Origin of the sequence: Janthinobacterium darwini, assembly GCF_051380905.1 — a bacterium.
In the GTDB taxonomy this organism is placed as follows: Bacteria; Pseudomonadota; Gammaproteobacteria; order Burkholderiales; family Burkholderiaceae_D; genus Janthinobacterium.
The window spans coordinates 446,046-461,033 of sequence record NZ_JBNYXX010000001.1 but is presented as its reverse complement, the minus strand read 5'-3'; the positions used below and the strand labels follow the sequence as shown (position 1 = coordinate 461,033).

The 14,988-nt window shown below is 62.0% G+C and carries 11 protein-coding genes; 5 read left to right on the top strand and 6 right to left on the bottom strand.

The features are described 5' to 3' along the window. Positions 1-82 precede the first annotated feature (82 nt). Positions 83-880 carry a PhzF family phenazine biosynthesis protein gene (locus ACQ4WZ_RS02090; protein ID WP_436572457.1) on the top strand — a complete coding sequence of 266 codons (798 nt, stop codon included), beginning with the start codon at positions 83-85 and terminating at the stop codon, positions 878-880. A 165-nt stretch (positions 881-1,045) separates the two neighbouring features. After that, on the top strand, positions 1,046-3,448 hold the full coding sequence (locus ACQ4WZ_RS02085) for a TonB-dependent receptor plug domain-containing protein (RefSeq protein WP_436572456.1): 2,403 nt from the start codon (positions 1,046-1,048) through the stop codon (positions 3,446-3,448). A 387-nt stretch (positions 3,449-3,835) separates the two neighbouring features. Here the strand turns inward: ACQ4WZ_RS02085 and ACQ4WZ_RS02080 are convergent, their stop codons facing one another. Further along, on the bottom strand, positions 3,836-4,369 hold the full coding sequence (locus tag ACQ4WZ_RS02080) for a hypothetical protein (RefSeq protein WP_436572455.1): 534 nt from the start codon (positions 4,367-4,369) through the stop codon (positions 3,836-3,838). 195 nt (positions 4,370-4,564) lie between these two features. On the opposite strand from ACQ4WZ_RS02080, the gene ACQ4WZ_RS02075 reads away from it, so the two are divergent. Next, complete coding sequence (locus ACQ4WZ_RS02075; protein WP_436572454.1) at positions 4,565-6,763, top strand: OsmC domain/YcaO domain-containing protein; 2,199 nt, start codon at positions 4,565-4,567, stop codon at positions 6,761-6,763. Positions 6,764-6,824: 61 nt separating this feature from the next. Here the strand turns inward: ACQ4WZ_RS02075 and coaD are convergent, their stop codons facing one another. The 5 genes from coaD to ACQ4WZ_RS02050 form a co-directional block, all read right to left on the bottom strand. After that, complete coding sequence (coaD, locus tag ACQ4WZ_RS02070) at positions 6,825-7,970, bottom strand: pantetheine-phosphate adenylyltransferase (RefSeq protein ID WP_436572453.1); 1,146 nt, start codon at positions 7,968-7,970, stop codon at positions 6,825-6,827. A gap of 119 nt (positions 7,971-8,089) precedes the next feature. Further along, positions 8,090-9,424 (bottom strand): ATP-binding protein, encoded by a 1,335-nt coding sequence (locus ACQ4WZ_RS02065; protein WP_133993291.1) that lies wholly within the window; start codon positions 9,422-9,424, stop codon positions 8,090-8,092. Positions 9,425-9,426: 2 nt separating this feature from the next. Further along, a complete protein-coding gene (locus ACQ4WZ_RS02060; RefSeq protein ID WP_010400558.1) occupies positions 9,427-10,086 on the bottom strand; it encodes a response regulator in 660 nt (219 codons plus the stop codon). Positions 10,087-10,178: 92 nt separating this feature from the next. Further along, the gene (locus ACQ4WZ_RS02055; protein ID WP_436572452.1) at positions 10,179-11,693 is read right to left on the bottom strand and encodes a Do family serine endopeptidase; all 1,515 of its coding nucleotides are present in this window, start codon (positions 11,691-11,693) and stop codon (positions 10,179-10,181) included. A gap of 274 nt (positions 11,694-11,967) precedes the next feature. Continuing rightward, entirely contained in the window at positions 11,968-12,444 is a 477-nt protein-coding gene (locus tag ACQ4WZ_RS02050; RefSeq protein ID WP_101482331.1) for an Hsp20 family protein, read from the bottom strand. Between the two features lie 194 nt (positions 12,445-12,638). Here ACQ4WZ_RS02050 and ACQ4WZ_RS02045 point away from each other — a divergent pair, with 194 nt between their 5' ends. Both ACQ4WZ_RS02045 and ACQ4WZ_RS02040 read left to right on the top strand, forming a co-directional pair. Beyond that, complete coding sequence (locus ACQ4WZ_RS02045) at positions 12,639-14,510, top strand: M61 family metallopeptidase (protein ID WP_436572451.1); 1,872 nt, start codon at positions 12,639-12,641, stop codon at positions 14,508-14,510. Between the two features lie 70 nt (positions 14,511-14,580). Further along, positions 14,581-14,931: a hypothetical protein gene (locus tag ACQ4WZ_RS02040; protein ID WP_034783462.1), complete on the top strand. Its 351-nt coding sequence runs from the start codon at positions 14,581-14,583 to the stop codon at positions 14,929-14,931. Positions 14,932-14,988: the final 57 nt, after the last annotated feature.

Sequence of the window (14,988 nt, the reverse complement as noted above, 5' to 3'; positions counted from 1 at the left end):
TGTATATAAACACAGTATATTATACGCATCTTGGATCGGGCTTATCGTTTATGCTGATGTTTTACCTTGCATCGTCTCCACCATGATCGCTCATCTCTTGAAATGTTTCGGCGCGGCCCCCGGTGGCGGCAATACGGCGCTGGTCGTGGAAAACGACCATGGCAGCGAAACGGCGCGCCAGCAGTTCGCCCGCGAACGCCAGGTCAGCGCCTGCGTCTTCATCGACCGGCAAGCGGACGGCGGCATCGTGCTCGACTATTTTTATCCGCACACGCGCAGCCCCCTGTGCCTGCATGCCACCCTGGCGGCCGCACATGTGCTGCTGACGGCGCCCGGCGCCCCGGCAACCCTGACGGTGAGCACGGCCATGCGCGGGCAAGCCTTGCAGCTGGTGCGCCGCGCGGAAGGTATGTCGCATGGATTATTTATTGGCCTGGCGCCGCAACCCTCGCCTGCCGTCATGGTGGAAAAGTATATCCCGTCAGAACTCATGGGCCAGCACATGCACTTGCTGTCGCCGCCCGTGATCGCCTCGGTCGGCAGTCCGAAGCTGCTGCTGGAAGTGGCTGACCGCACCACCCTGCGCGCGCTGCGGCCGAACCTGGAACTGATCGCCGACTGGAGCGCCTTGCACAAGGTCAACGGCTGCTATGCGTATTGCCGCACGGGCGAGAACACATACGAAGGGCGCAACTTCAACCACCTCGACCCGGCGTTGGAAGACAGCGCCACGGGCGTGGCGGCGGGCGCGCTGGCAGCGTATTTGCAACAGTCGCTGCGCCTGCATCAGGGCCACGTGACGCAGCAACCCTGTTTGATCGACGTGCAATACAGCCCCGGGGAAATCCTGGTGGGCGGCATGGTGCAAGCGAGCACCTGAACGGGGCATCGCGCACCAGCGCAAGGCAAGCCAGGCGCTGAACAAAAGATAGTCAACCAGGAAACAACAGTTACAACAGATTTGTAATAACAAAACAAAGTATCGCTGGTGGAGGATGAAATGATGGCACTAAAATCAAGTCACAATACCACTTGGAGACACCGCGTGCCGACCCTCACCACCTTGCGTAAAGCCATTCTCATCAGCCTGTACGGCAGCACTGCCCTGGCCGCGTTCAGTCCCGCCGCCATGGCCCAGACCACGGAAGCGGGCGCCACCGATGGTCCCGTGCAAACGGTCAGCGTGGTCGGCTCGCGCCGGGTCACCAGTTCCGCCACCGACACCATGGTGCCGGTCGATATCATTCCGATTTCCAGGGTGGCCGAGCAAGGCGGTCAGTTTGACCTGGCGCAATCGCTGCAATACATCTCGCCCTCGTTCAACTCCACGCGCCAGACGGGCGCCGACGGGGCCGACCTCGTCGATTCGGCCGCCCTGCGCGGTCTCGGTTCCGATCAGACACTGGTGCTGGTGAACGGCAAACGGCGCCACACGACGGCCCTGGTCAACCTGTTCGGCGCGCGCAACCGCGGCAACACGGGCACGGACATGAATGCGATTCCTTTGCTGGCGATCAAGAACGTGCAAGTACTGCGCGACGGCGCCGCCGCCCAGTACGGCTCGGACGCCATTGCCGGCGTGATCGACATCGAACTGAAGAAAAGCCTGGGTTGCGAAGCGGTGGCCGGCTACAGCCAGTACTCGGCCGGCGACGGCAAGAACTACATGACCTCCGCCTACTGCGGCATCGCGCTGGGCGACAAGGGTAGCTTGGCCATCACGGGCGAATACCTGGACCGGGGCCGCTCGAACCGGGCCGACGCGGACAGCATGCGCATCATCGGTGACACCAAGGCCAAGAACAAGACCCTGTACATCAATGGCGACTACGCCACCAGCGCCACGGGAAAACTGTACTTCACGGCCGGCGCGCAGACGCGCGATGCATCCAGCGCCGCGTTTGGCCGCGGCGGCATCGGCAGCGACGACATTCCGTCGCGCAATTCGGCCGCCATGTATCCGGACGGTTTCGTACCGTTCATTAACGGCAAGATCGACGACCAGTACGCCACCATCGGCCACCGCAGCCAGATCGGCGAATGGCATGCTGACTTTTCGCAAACCTATGGCTACAACAAGATGCGCTACGACATCAGCCATACCTTGAACGCCTCGATTGCCAACCTCGACTTGATGAACGGCGGCAAGGGGGTCAGCGCCAGCAGCTACGACGCAGGCGGCTTCTCGTTCCAGCAGCTGACCAGCAACGCCGATTTCAGCCGCTTTTACGATACGGTAATGAGCGGCATGAACGTGGCTTTCGGCGCCGAATACCGCAGCGAGGAATACAAGATCATGGCCGGAGAACCGGGCTCCTACATCGACGCCGACGGCGTGGGCATGGGCGGCAATGCGGGCAGCCAGGGCTTTCCCGGCTTCCAGCCAGGCGATGCCACCAAGGCCAAACGCCACAGCATCGCCGCGTATGCCGACGTGGAACTGGACTGGACGGAACGCCTGAAAACCCAGGCTGCCCTGCGCTATGAAAAATTCAGCGATTTCGGCTCCACCGTGACGGGCAAGCTGGCCGCCAGCTATAAAGTGGCACCGAATGTGCTGCTGCGCGGCTCGGCCAGTACGGGCTTCCGCGCGCCATCCTTGCAGCAAGTGTATTTCTCGTCCACCTTCACCGACTTCATCGGCGGCGTGCCCACGGACGTGGTGCTGGCCCCCAATGGCGGCACCGTCGCCAACGCAGCCGGCATTCCCAAGTTGAAAGAGGAAAAATCCACCAGCTTCACGTTTGGCACCACCTGGACGCCGACACAAGCCATTTCCGTCACGGCTGACTTGTACAATATCAAGATCAAGGACCGCATCGTGCTGTCGGGCCGCTTCAATGCCGACAACTATCCGGACCTGGCGGCACGCCTGGCGCTCTTGGGCGTGGGCGAGGCGCAATTCTTCGTCAACTCCATCGACACGCGCACGCGCGGCCTGGACCTGACGGCCTCGCACAAGGGCGAACTGGCCGGCAACCGCCTGAACACCTTCCTGGCCTTGAACCTGAGCAAAACGGAAGTGACGAAGGTCAAGACGCCCGCCTCACTGACGGGCTTCGAGGATGTCTTGCTGTCCGAGCGCGAACGCCTGTTCATCGAACAGGGCGGCCCCCGCGCGAAAGCCACCGTGGGCTTCGACTACATCACGGGCAAGCTGGAATCGGACTTGCGCATCATCTATTTTGGCCCGCAAACCCTGGGCACCTTCAGCGGCACGGCCGCCGGCGTGCCCAACGCCCACTACGCAGCCAAGACCTCGGCCGACCTGAGCTTTACCTACAGCATCAACAAAAATACCAAGCTCACTTTCGGCGGCAACAATATCTTCAACGTCAAGCCGACCACGCAAAACGCGGATGAAACGGACAACGGTTTCAAATACGACAGCGTGCAGTTCGGCCTGAACGGCGCCTCGTATTTCGGACGGCTGTGGGTGAAGTTCTGATCACCGTGCCCGCCTGAAGAAACAGCGGCTGCGCCAGCATGGGCAGCCGCTGTTTTTTATGCGGGCAGCAATACGCTTGATCCGATGGCAGGAGCTTGATGAAAGGTGGCTGCTACCCTCGTCAAGGCAATTCAGGGCGCACAGTTCAGCATCCACTGCACCCCGAACTGGTCGGTCAATTTACCGAAATAATCGCTACAGTTTTTGCACAAAATCACGTTCCCGGCTATCCCACAGGCATTTCTGGCATCGACCTGCGTTAAATACGTGCTCGCACCCTGGCAAACCATTAATGACCGAGGCGCATTCTGGACACAAGTCGGCCATGCCCCCGGCGTCATCATGGTATCGGCTGCCACATTCGTCACAAGTTTTCACAGCGCACCATCACAGTTCATACACTCCCATGCTCCAGTACCGGCTGCCTTGCCTGTTGCGGGCAAGCCAACCCAGTGCCTGCAACTCCTTGCCGATCAGGCGATTCATGATGCCATGTCCGACAAGCAGCACAGGCCCCTCGGCGGCTAGCGCAACAAGCCGCTCGGCGGCAGCCCTGGCGCGCCGCCGGCTTATCGTTAACGAGTCGGCTCCGCGCGCATAACCGAACAACCAGAGTATGCGAAAAATCACTGCCCAGGCTCCGGGCGGCAGCCAGGGTGCACTCCACAGGGCAAAGGGAAGCTCGGCCTCCGTGAAAATCGCCTCTTGCATGAACGGCAAGTCGCCCAGTGCCCTGGCCGACGAGCACGCCCTGGGTGCCGTACTTGCCACGATGGTCGACGCGGAAAGCGCTGCCGCAGGGCACTCTGCCGGTACGTCACCCTCTTTGATGAGCGATTGATTGTAGCGCTCAATCCACTGTCCCATTTGCACCGGCGCTATCCAGCGCCCCTTGGCGATCTGGGGCTCGCCGTGTCTCATTAATGTTATTCGCAATTCAGTCAGATCGCCTCCCACATTTATCAGTCCGCTGCATGGGGGAACTTGCCCCTTGTCTGCCCTGCCGGCCTGCTCCTGCGCCTCCCGGCAGGTACGAGCGCAGTGAACAATCTTTGCCCTGCGGCGGAAAGAACGGATAATAGCGCCTAACTCATCAGCACAGTATTGGATTACCTCATGGAAATTAAAGTCAACTTTCTCGACAAGCTGCGTCTCGAAGCCAAGTTCGACGATTTCACCGTCATCGCAGATCAGCCCATCCGCTACAAGGGCGATGGTTCGGCACCTGGCCCGTTCGATTACTTTTTGGCATCATCGGCACTGTGCGCAGCGTACTTCGTAAAGTTGTATTGCGATACGCGCAATATTTCCACCGAAAATATCCGCCTGTCGCAAAACAATATTGTTGATCCGGAAAACCGTTACCAGCAGATTTTCAAGATCCAGGTCGAATTGCCGGCCGATATCTCGGCCAAGGACCGCCAGGGCATCCTGCGCTCGATAGACCGTTGCACGGTGAAAAAAGTGGTGCAGGCGGGGCCAGAATTCGTCATTGAAGAAGTCGAGAACCTGGACGCCGATGCGCAGGCCTTGCTGACCTTGAATCCGGATCCGGGTGCGAGCACCTATATCGTCGGCAAGGATTTGCCGCTGGAACAGACCATCGCCAATATGTCGGGCCTCCTGGCGGGCCTGGGCATCAAGATTGAAATCGCCTCGTGGCGCAACATCATTCCAAATGTATGGTCGCTGCACATCCGCGACGCGCACTCACCCATGTGCTTTACCAACGGCAAGGGCGCGACCAAGGAAAGCGCGCTGGCGTCGGCCCTGGGCGAGTATATCGAGCGGCTCAGCAACAACCATTTCTACGCGGGGTCTTTCTGGGGTGTCGACATTGCCAATGCGCCATTCGTGCATTATCCGAACGAACGCTGGTTCAAGCCGGGCCGCAAGGATGCGCTGCCGAAGGAGATTCTCGATGCCTACTGCCTCGATATCTACAATCCCGATGGCGAGTTGCGCGGCTCGCACCTGATCGACACCAACTCCGGCAATGCGGAGCGCGGCATCTGCTCGCTGCCGTATGTGCGCCATTCCGATGGCGAGGTCGTGTATTTCCCGTCGAACCTGATCGAAAACCTGTACGTCAGCAATGGCATGAGCGCCGGCAATACCTTGGTCGAAGCGCAGGTGCAATGTCTGTCGGAAATTTTCGAACGGGCCGTCAAGCGCGAAATCCTCGAAGGTGAAATCGCCCTGCCCGACGTGCCGCAGGAAGTGCTGGCGAAGTATCCGGGCATCCTGGCCGGCATCCAGGGCCTGGAAGAGCAAGGCTTTCCCGTGCTGGTGAAAGATGCGTCGCTGGGCGGCGTGTACCCGGTGATGTGCGTTACCCTGATGAACCCGCGCACGGGCGGCGTGTTTGCCTCGTTCGGCGCGCACCCGAGCCTGGAAGTGGCGCTCGAGCGCAGCCTGACGGAATTGCTGCAAGGGCGCAGTTTTGAAGGCTTGAATGACTTGCCGCAGCCGACGTTTGCCAGCGAAGCCGTCACCGAGCCGAATAATTTCGTCGAACACTTCATCGATTCGAGCGGCATCGTCTCGTGGCGCTTCTTCAGCGCCAGGGCCGATTACGATTTTGTCGAGTGGGATTTTTCCGGCCACGGCGAGAACTCGAATGCCGAGGAAGCGGCGACCCTGTTCGGCATCCTCGCCGACATGGGCAAGGAAGTGTACACGGCCGAATATGACCAGCTGGGCGCCACCGCCTGCCGTATCCTCGTGCCCGGTTATTCGGAAGTGTATCCCGTCGAGGATTTGATCTGGGACAACACCAACAAGGCGCTGCTGTTCCGCGCCGACATCCTGAACCTGCATAATCTGGACGATGCCAGCCTGGAAGCGCTGCTGGAGCGCCTGGAAAACAGCGAGCTCGACGAGTACGGCGACATCGCCACGCTGATCGGCATCGAGTTTGACGAAAACACGGTGTGGGGCCAGCTGACGACGCTGGAATTGAAGCTGCTGATTCAGCTCGTCCTGCAGCAATTCGAGGAAGCGAAAGAGCTGGTAGAAACCTTCCTGCAGTACAACGACAACACGCTCGAGCGCAAGCTGTTCTATCAAGCATTGAACGTGGTGCTGGAAGTGGAACTGGACGACGAGCTGGAGCTGGATGATTACGTGGTCAATTTCCGCCGCATGTTTGGCGACGCCCGCATGGACGCGGTGCTGGGCTCGGTGGACGGCAGCGTGCGCTTCTTCGGCCTGACCCCGACCAGCATGCAGCTGGAAGGCCTGGACAGGCACCAGCGCCTGATCGACAGCTTCAAGAAATTGCACGCGGCGCGCGCCAAGGCTGCGGCCCGCTAGGGTGACTAGCCAGGGATGGACTTGCAACAGTTCATCCCTGGCGACAACAAGCTGACGACAATCAGCCGGCCAGCGCCGCGATCTCCTTCTGCATGTTTTCAATGGCCCGCTCGTTGTACTGGTCGGCGAAATACGCATCGCCAAACAGCTGTCCCGCCTGTGCCTTGGCGCACAGATGCTGCAGCGCCAGGCCCCGCTGCTCGTTGAAGCGCACGGGGTCCACATGCGCGTATTCACGGCCGATGGCTTGCGTGTAGGCGTGGTACACCTCTTCATCCTGACCGAGGATGGCCAGGTCGGCGCTGAGCATGGCGTCCTTCAGCGCGTGGCTGATGCCGGGTCCCTGGAAATGGTCGGTCACGCGTATCAATTGCGCCACATCAAGGTTGTCGCCCGCATCGAGGCCGCTGGCCAGCCACAGCTGGGCGCTGGCCTCTTCGCTCGAATACAGGGCGTCTTCGTCGTGGCTGTAGACGGCGTCATGGAACCAAAAGGCTTTTTTGACCAGCGCGCTGTCGCGTTTGGGCGCATAGGTATTGTCGGCCCATACGCGGATTTCCGACAGGCCGTGCACCAGGTGGTCGAGGTTGTGATAGTGGCGGTCCGTGCCGCCATACGCCTGCGGTCCCGTCAGGTACGCGAACCAGTGATCCGCCAGCGCGATGTCGGCTTGCGAGGCGCTGGCGTAATTCCACAGCGCTTCCCACTCCTTGCGCAGGCAGTCGAGTATCCACGCCTGGTAGGCCGGGCCAGGGACGAATTTTTTCATGGTCCAGTTCCAGCCCACGGGGCCTTCCAGCGCCTTGACGAAGCTGGAGCTGACGGAGCCGAGGTCGCGCGGCGGCATGACGAAAATCGTCTTGGCGCCAGCAAGCACGTCCACATTGGTTTGCTGGATCAGGTTTTCATAGTCGAAATCGGCCGTCGTGCGGATGCCGCGTATCAGATAATCACAGCCATGCTTTTTCGCCGCGCGCGCCGTGTAGTCGCCCTTGACGATGACCACCTGCACATTGTCCCAGCCGCACTCGCGCGCGCTCTGTTCGATGATGCGCTTGCGGTCTTCGGCAGGGAATTGAGGGCGCTTGGCGGGGTTTTGCGACAAGAAGACGATCACCTCGTCGGCGAGCGAACGCGCTTCGCCGATCACCCACATATGGCCGTTGGTGATGGGGTCGAGGGTTCCTGAAAATCCGATTCTCTGCATGCTGCGCTCCGTGGTCTGGTTCTGCTTGTTTCGCAGACAATATAGGGCCACGGCGCGCACGTCAATGCACCAGGTTAAAGATCCGCCTCATGCAAGGGCGAAGTGGAGGGAAATCTGCCTCATTTTTTCGCCACCAGGGGGAATTCCACGCGCACGCACAGGCCGCCCAGGCGCTCGGATTTATCCAGCACCAGACGCGCGCCATGGCGTTCGGCGATGGCCTTGATGATGGCCAGCCCCAGGCCGCTGCCGTTGGCGTCCGTGCCGGGCACGCGGTAGAAGCGGCTGAAGACGCGCTCGCGCTCTTCGGGCGGGATGCCGGGACCGCTATCTTCCACGGACAAGGTCACGCCGACGGGGCTGGCGCGCAGGTCGATATCGACAGTGCCGCCCTGCGGCGTGTACTTGATGGCGTTGTCGACCAGGTTGCGCAGCATGATATTGAGCGCATCGGCCTGCCCCGCCACCTTGGCCGGGTCCATGTGGTGCAGGCCCAGGTCGATCTTGCGCGCTTGCGCGATGCCGGCCATGTCGCCCAGCGCCCGCTTGACGACGTCGTTCAAGTCCACCGCCTGCAACTGGTCGCCGCTGGCGGCGCTCGCTTCCTGGCGCGCCAGCACCAGCAATTGCTCGACCAGGCGCGTGGCCCGCTCGATGCCGGCACTCACGCGGGAAATCGCCAGGCTGCGTTTTTCCTCGGATTCGGCCCGTTCCAGGCTCAACACCTGCAGTTTCAGGGCCGCCAGCGGCGTGCGCAATTCATGCGCGGCGTCGGCAACAAAGTGCTGCTGCGCGTCGAACGCCGTTTTTACGCGGCCGAACAGCAGGTTCAATTCATGTACGAGGGGGCGTACTTCGTCGGGCAAGCCCGCTTCCGAGACGGGCGACAGATCGTCCGCCTGGCGCGCCGCCACCTGCTTGCGCACGCGCGAGACGGGCGCCAGCGAACCGCTGACGACCCACCAGACGACCAGCATCAGAATCGGCGCCATCAGCGCGATGGGCCCCACCGTGCGCAGGGCCAGGCTGCCGGCCATGCGCTTGCGCACGGCCATGTCCTGGGCGATCTGCACGGTCTGGGAACTGGTTTGCACGGAAAAGATGCGGTAGGTGGTGCCGTTCGCCTTGACATTCGAAAAGCCCAGCACGGCGCGCTGCGGCAGTTCCGCGCGCGTGATCGAGCGGAATACCTGCACGCCGTCCGGCGTCCACACCTGCACCACCATGTCGTTGTTGACGGGGTCGGCCGGCAAAGCTTGCGCATGGTTGGCCAGCGGCGCGCCGGAGCGCAGCGACAGGGCCATCTGCTGCATGTGGTAGTCAAAAATCTGGTCAGCGTCGTACAGGGCGCTGCGGTAGGCGATCGACGCCTGGGCCAGGGCCGCCATGATGATGGCCGCCAGCAAAAACCACAGCAGGCGGCCGCGCAGCGAGTGCGTCACCGTGACCTTCATCCTCATGCCTTGGGCACCATATAGCCGAGGCCGCGCACGTTCTGGATCAAGTCGCTACCGAGCTTCTTGCGCAAGCCATGGATATACACTTCCACTGCATTGCTGTTGACTTCATCCTTCCAGCTGTACAGTTTTTCTTCCAGCTGCGCGCGCGACAGCACGATGCCGGGGCGCGCGATCAAGGCTTCCAGCACGGCCCATTCGCGCGCCGACAGGTTGACGGGATGGCCCTCGGCGATCACTTCGCGCGTCAGCGGATTAATACTCACGCCCTGGTGTTCGAAGATCGGTTCCGGCCGCCCCGAGGCGCGCCGCAGCAGGGCACGTATGCGCGCCAGCAATTCATCGAGGTCATACGGCTTCAGCACGTAATCATCGGCGCCCGCGTCGAGGCCCGCGATGCGCTGCTCGACGGCGTCGCGCGCCGTGGCCACCAGCACCGGGGTGTCGAGTTTGCGCAATCGCATCGAGCGCAGCACGTCAAGACCATCCTTGCGCGGCAAGCCCAGGTCCAGCAGCACCAGGTCATAGGTTTGCGTCTGCAGGGCCGTGTCGGCCATGTCGCCATCCTTGACCCAGTCCACCGCGTAATGCTCGGCGCGCAGCAAGTCAAGCACCACCTCGCCGATCATCGTGTCGTCTTCTACCAGCAATAAGCGCATGGCTTGCCTTTCTGTTTCGTTATGCTCGCTTTCACCCCAAAAGATGAAAGGCTGGGGTCAGACCCGGCGGGTCTGACCCCGGTGCTAATGAGTTAACCTAATCGCACGGGAATAAAAATCTTATCCGGTCCCCGCTGTATCAGCAAGGCCACCGACTTGGCGGATTTTTCCACCACGTCGCGCACCTGTTCGACCGTGTTGACGGGACGGCCATTGACCGACAATAGCACGTCGCCCGGCTGCACTCCGGCATTCGCGGCGGCACCGCCAGCGTCTTCCACCAGCAGGCCGGCGCTGATGCCCGCCTCGCGTTTTTCATCCGATTGTAACGGACGCAGCGCCAGGCCCAGCTTTACCTTGCCGGCCGCGCTGTCGCTTTTCGCCACCTCGGCCACCTTGTCGGCGGCATTGCCCAGGGTTGCCGTCAGGCTGACGATCTTGCCGTCACGCCAGACATCCAGGCTGATCTTGTCGCCTGGCAAGGACGTACCCACTAGAGCCGGCAAGTCGGCCGAGCCGATGATGCGCTGGCCATTCACCTTGCGCACCACGTCGCCCGACTTCAGGCCTGCCTTGTCGGCCGGGCTACCCCGCTCCACGTTGGCGACCAAGGCGCCTTCCGGCGTGGCCAGCTTGAACGAGTCGGCAAAACCCTGGTTCACTTCCTGCACCGTCACGCCCAGCTTGGCATGGCTGGCCTTGCCCGTGGCGACGATCTGGTCCTTGATGCGGCCGGCCAGGTCGATCGGGATGGCGAACGACAAGCCCTGGAAGCCTCCCGTCTGGCTGTAGATCTGCGAATTGATACCCACCACTTCGCCGCGCGTATTGAATAGCGGACCGCCCGAGTTGCCGGGGTTCACTGCCACGTCGGTCTGGATGAAGGGTACATTGCTGTCGTCAGGCAGGGAGCGTCCCTTGGCGCTCACCACGCCCGCCGTTACCGTACTGTCGAAACCGTACGGCGAACCGATGGCCAGCACCCACTCGCCCACTTTCAGGTCGCTCGAATGACCGAGCGGTACGACGGGCAGGTTGTTCGCGTCTATCTTCAGCACGGCGATATCGGTCTTCGGATCCGTGCCCAGCACCTTGGCGCGGAATTCGCGGCGGTCGTTGAGCTTGACGGTCACTTCGCGCGCATCACGTACCACGTGGGCATTCGTCATGATGACGCCATCCGGGCTGACGATGAAGCCGGAACCGAGGCCGTGCGTGGGCACGTCGCGGCCACCGCGCTGCCCGCCTTGCGGCCCCTGGAAGCGGCGGAAAAATTCGAAGAAGGGGTCGTTGCCGAAATCGTCGTTGCCGGCCTGGGCCGAGGGGTCGTAAGCCACCTTGGTGCTGCCCGTGACGCTGATATTGACCACGGCCGGGCTATTGCGCGCGGCGATCTGGCTAAAGTCGGGCAAGGCCACCAGCGGTGCGGCAGCGGCAGGCGCCACGGCGGCGGCCACCGGGGTGGCGGGCGCGCTGGCGGCGGCATTCGCGCCTGCATTGTTCTGATGGATCACCATGGCGCCGCCGGCACCCAGCACACCGATCGCGGCCAGCGCGGCTACGGTGCGTTTGATTTTCAGCGATGCGGTATTGGTTTGCTGTTCCATGAATTGCTCCTCATTCAATGAGATTTTGATGTATGCAATAGTGGGCCACGAGTCTTAGGCTGTGCTTAACATTTTTCTATTTGGAAACAGGCGCTGGCGCCTTTAAGCAGGGTTTAATCTTGCGTGCTGCGCACACCTCGCATGGCGGGCGATGAAGGGCCCGAACGGGCTCTGGACGTGACACTGGCCGGATCAACCGGCCAGTATTTTACTGCATGGGGAGCGGCTAGCCCCTCCCGGCTATGCCAGCGCGTGGCGCCGACATCAGCTCAGCTCAGGCTGCCTGGCGCTGTTCCAGCGCATTCACGTTAGCGGCGGTGGCGTAGGTGTCGCTGCCGGTGCCGATCTCGATCTTGCGCGGTTTCAGCGCTTCCGGCACTTCACGCACCAGGTCGATGGTCAGCATGCCGTTTTCAAACGTGGCGCCCGTGACCTTCACATGGTTGGCCAGCTGGAAACGCTGTTCGAAATCGCGGGCAGCGATGCCGCGGTGCAAGAACGTGCGCTCGACGCCATCTTTCTGCTTGCGGCCCGTGACGTGCAGGGAATCGCGTTCGGTGATGATGTCGATCTCTTCGCGCGAGAAGCCAGCCAATGCCATCACGATCCGGTATTTATCTTCCGACACCAGTTCGATGTTGTAGGGTGGATAGCTCGGTTGCGCATCGGCGCGCTGTTCATTGAGCAGTTGTGCCAGGCGGTCAAAACCAATGGCGGAACGATACAGGGGGGCAAGGTCAAAAGTACGCATGATAAATATCCTTTTCAAATGAAGCGATAAGAGGGGCGGACCTCACCGTGAGCATCCGCCTGTTACCGATATACGGCCTGTCCAGCCCCTTTCAAGGCCTTGAAATTGGCGAAAAACGCCCCAGTCAGCCCCAAATTTGTAAGAAATTTTTACAGAATGCTAGACTCGGCCTTTGCCATCCAGCCCGCCGCCCCATGTCCCGCGCCTTCCTGTCTTTGTCCTTCTCCCTTCTCGTTTCCGCTGCGGCCCAGGCCGCCACGCCCGCCCCCATCGTGCTGCACGTCGATGCCAGCAATGTGGCGCAGCAACTATTCAGCATCCGCGCAAGTATTCCCGCCGCGCCCGGCAAGCTGACCCTGCTGTATCCACAATGGGTGCCCGGCAACCACGGCCCCAGCGGCCCCCTGAACCAGCTGGCCGGCCTGCGCCTGTCCGCCAACGGCCAGCCTCTGGAATGGCGGCGCGATCCCGTCAACATGTTCGCCTTCCACGTGGAGGTGCCGGCCGGCGCCGGCAGCGTGGAAGCGCAATACCAGTTCCTCTCGCCCGTCGACACCAGCCAGGGCCGCATCACCATGACGGGCGCCATGCTGGGCGTGCAATGGCATGCGATGACCCTGTATCCGGCCGGGCGCGCCGCGCGCGACATCTTCGTGCAACCGAGCCTGACCCTGCCGGCGGGCTGGGAATTTGCCAGCGCCCTGGAAGTGCGCGCGCGTACGGCCACGCCGGCCAGCCAGCAAGTCGATTTCGAACCGCTGGACCTCGACACCCTGGTCGACTCGCCCGTCTTCGCGGGGCGCCATTTCGAGCGCATCGACCTCGACCCGGGCGCGCAAGTGCCCGTACACCTCAATGTGATGGCCGACAGCGCCGACAGCCTGGAAGCGACGCCACAGCAAGTCGAAAAACACCGCGCCATGCTGCAGCAAGCCTACAAACTGTTCGGCGCGCGCCATTACCGCCACTATGACTTCCTGCTGGCCCTGAGCGACGAGTTCGGCGGCATCGGCCGCGAACACATGCAGTCGAGCGAAAACGGTGTCAAGCCCGGCTATTTCAGCGACTGGGACAAGAACGAAGCGGAGCGCGTGCTGCTGCCCCATGAGCTGACGCATTCGTGGAACGGCAAGTTCCGCCGCCCCGCCGGCCAGGACACGCCCGACTTCAACACGCCGCTGCAAAACAGCCTGCTGTGGGTCTACGAAGGCCAGACCCAGTACTGGGGCAATGTGCTGGCGGCCCGTTCCGGCCTGGTGGCCCCGGCCCACATGCGCGAGCTGTTCGCCGCGACGGCGGCCCATTACGACGTGATGCCGGGGCGCAGCTGGCGCACCATGCAGGACACAACGAACGACCCCATCATCAATGGCCGGCGCCCCATCGGCTGGAGCAGCTGGCAGCGCGACGAAGATTACTATATGGAAGGCGCGCTGGTCTGGCTCGACGTCGACACCACCATCCGCGAACTGTCGGGCGAACGCCGCTCGCTCGACGACTTCGCGCGCAGTTTCTTTGGCGTGCAGGATGGCAGCACCACACCCCTGCCCTACACGTTCGAGGACGTGGTCGCTGCGCTGAACGCCGTGCAGCCGCACGACTGGGCCGCGTTCCTGCGCCGCCGCCTCGATGGCCACGGACCCGGCGCGCCGCTCGATGGCCTGGCCCGCGCCGGCTGGAAACTGGTCTACCGCGACACGCCCACTCCCTTCCTGAAAGCCAATGAAGAGCGCAGCAAGAGCACGGACCTGACATATACACTGGGCTTGAGCATAGACAAGGACGGCAAGCTGGGCAAGCTGCTGTGGGATGGTCCCGCCTTCCAGGCTGGCCTGTCGGGCAACACCACCTTGCTCGCCGTCAATGGCACGGCCTACACGCCCAAGCTATTGAAGGCGGCCATCCAGGCGGCCAAGACCAGCCCGCAGCCGATCAACTTGCTGGTCAGAAAGGGCAAGCAATTCCAGACGGTGGCACTCGACTATCACGGCGGCTTGAAGTACCCGCAACTGGAGCGCATCGCCGGTACGCGCGACCGTCTGTCGGCCATTCTGCAGGCACGCTGAGGCGACGGTTCCGGGAGGATTTTGCGCCGCGCGCCCTATGCGGGGCCGGCTTTTGGTGTATGCTGGCGGCATGAATAATGACACCGACATCCAGCTCAGCGGCCCCTTCAAGGCCACCGACGGCTCCGGCCGTGCCCACGACATCAAGGCCATCCGCATCTTCGACGAAGGCTACGGCATCATCGACGTCTATGTCGATTTCGCCGCTCCGCTCGAAGCGGGCGCATACAAGGACAAGACCCTGGTCGGCCACATCCTGGCCCGCTTGCGCAGCCTCGGCTACGTCGGCCCGGACTTCGGCCATGGCGACCTGGGCTTGCAAGACAAGAAACTGATCGTTCTGGAAGCGCCCGAGGAATTTTCCGCCTTTGCCGTCAGCAAGGGCTGGAAGGATTTATCGGCAGAGTTTGACGAGGACTGAGCCTTCGCCACCTGAACACCATCATGCGCCGCGCCTGCCCCAGCAGGGGCGGCGTTT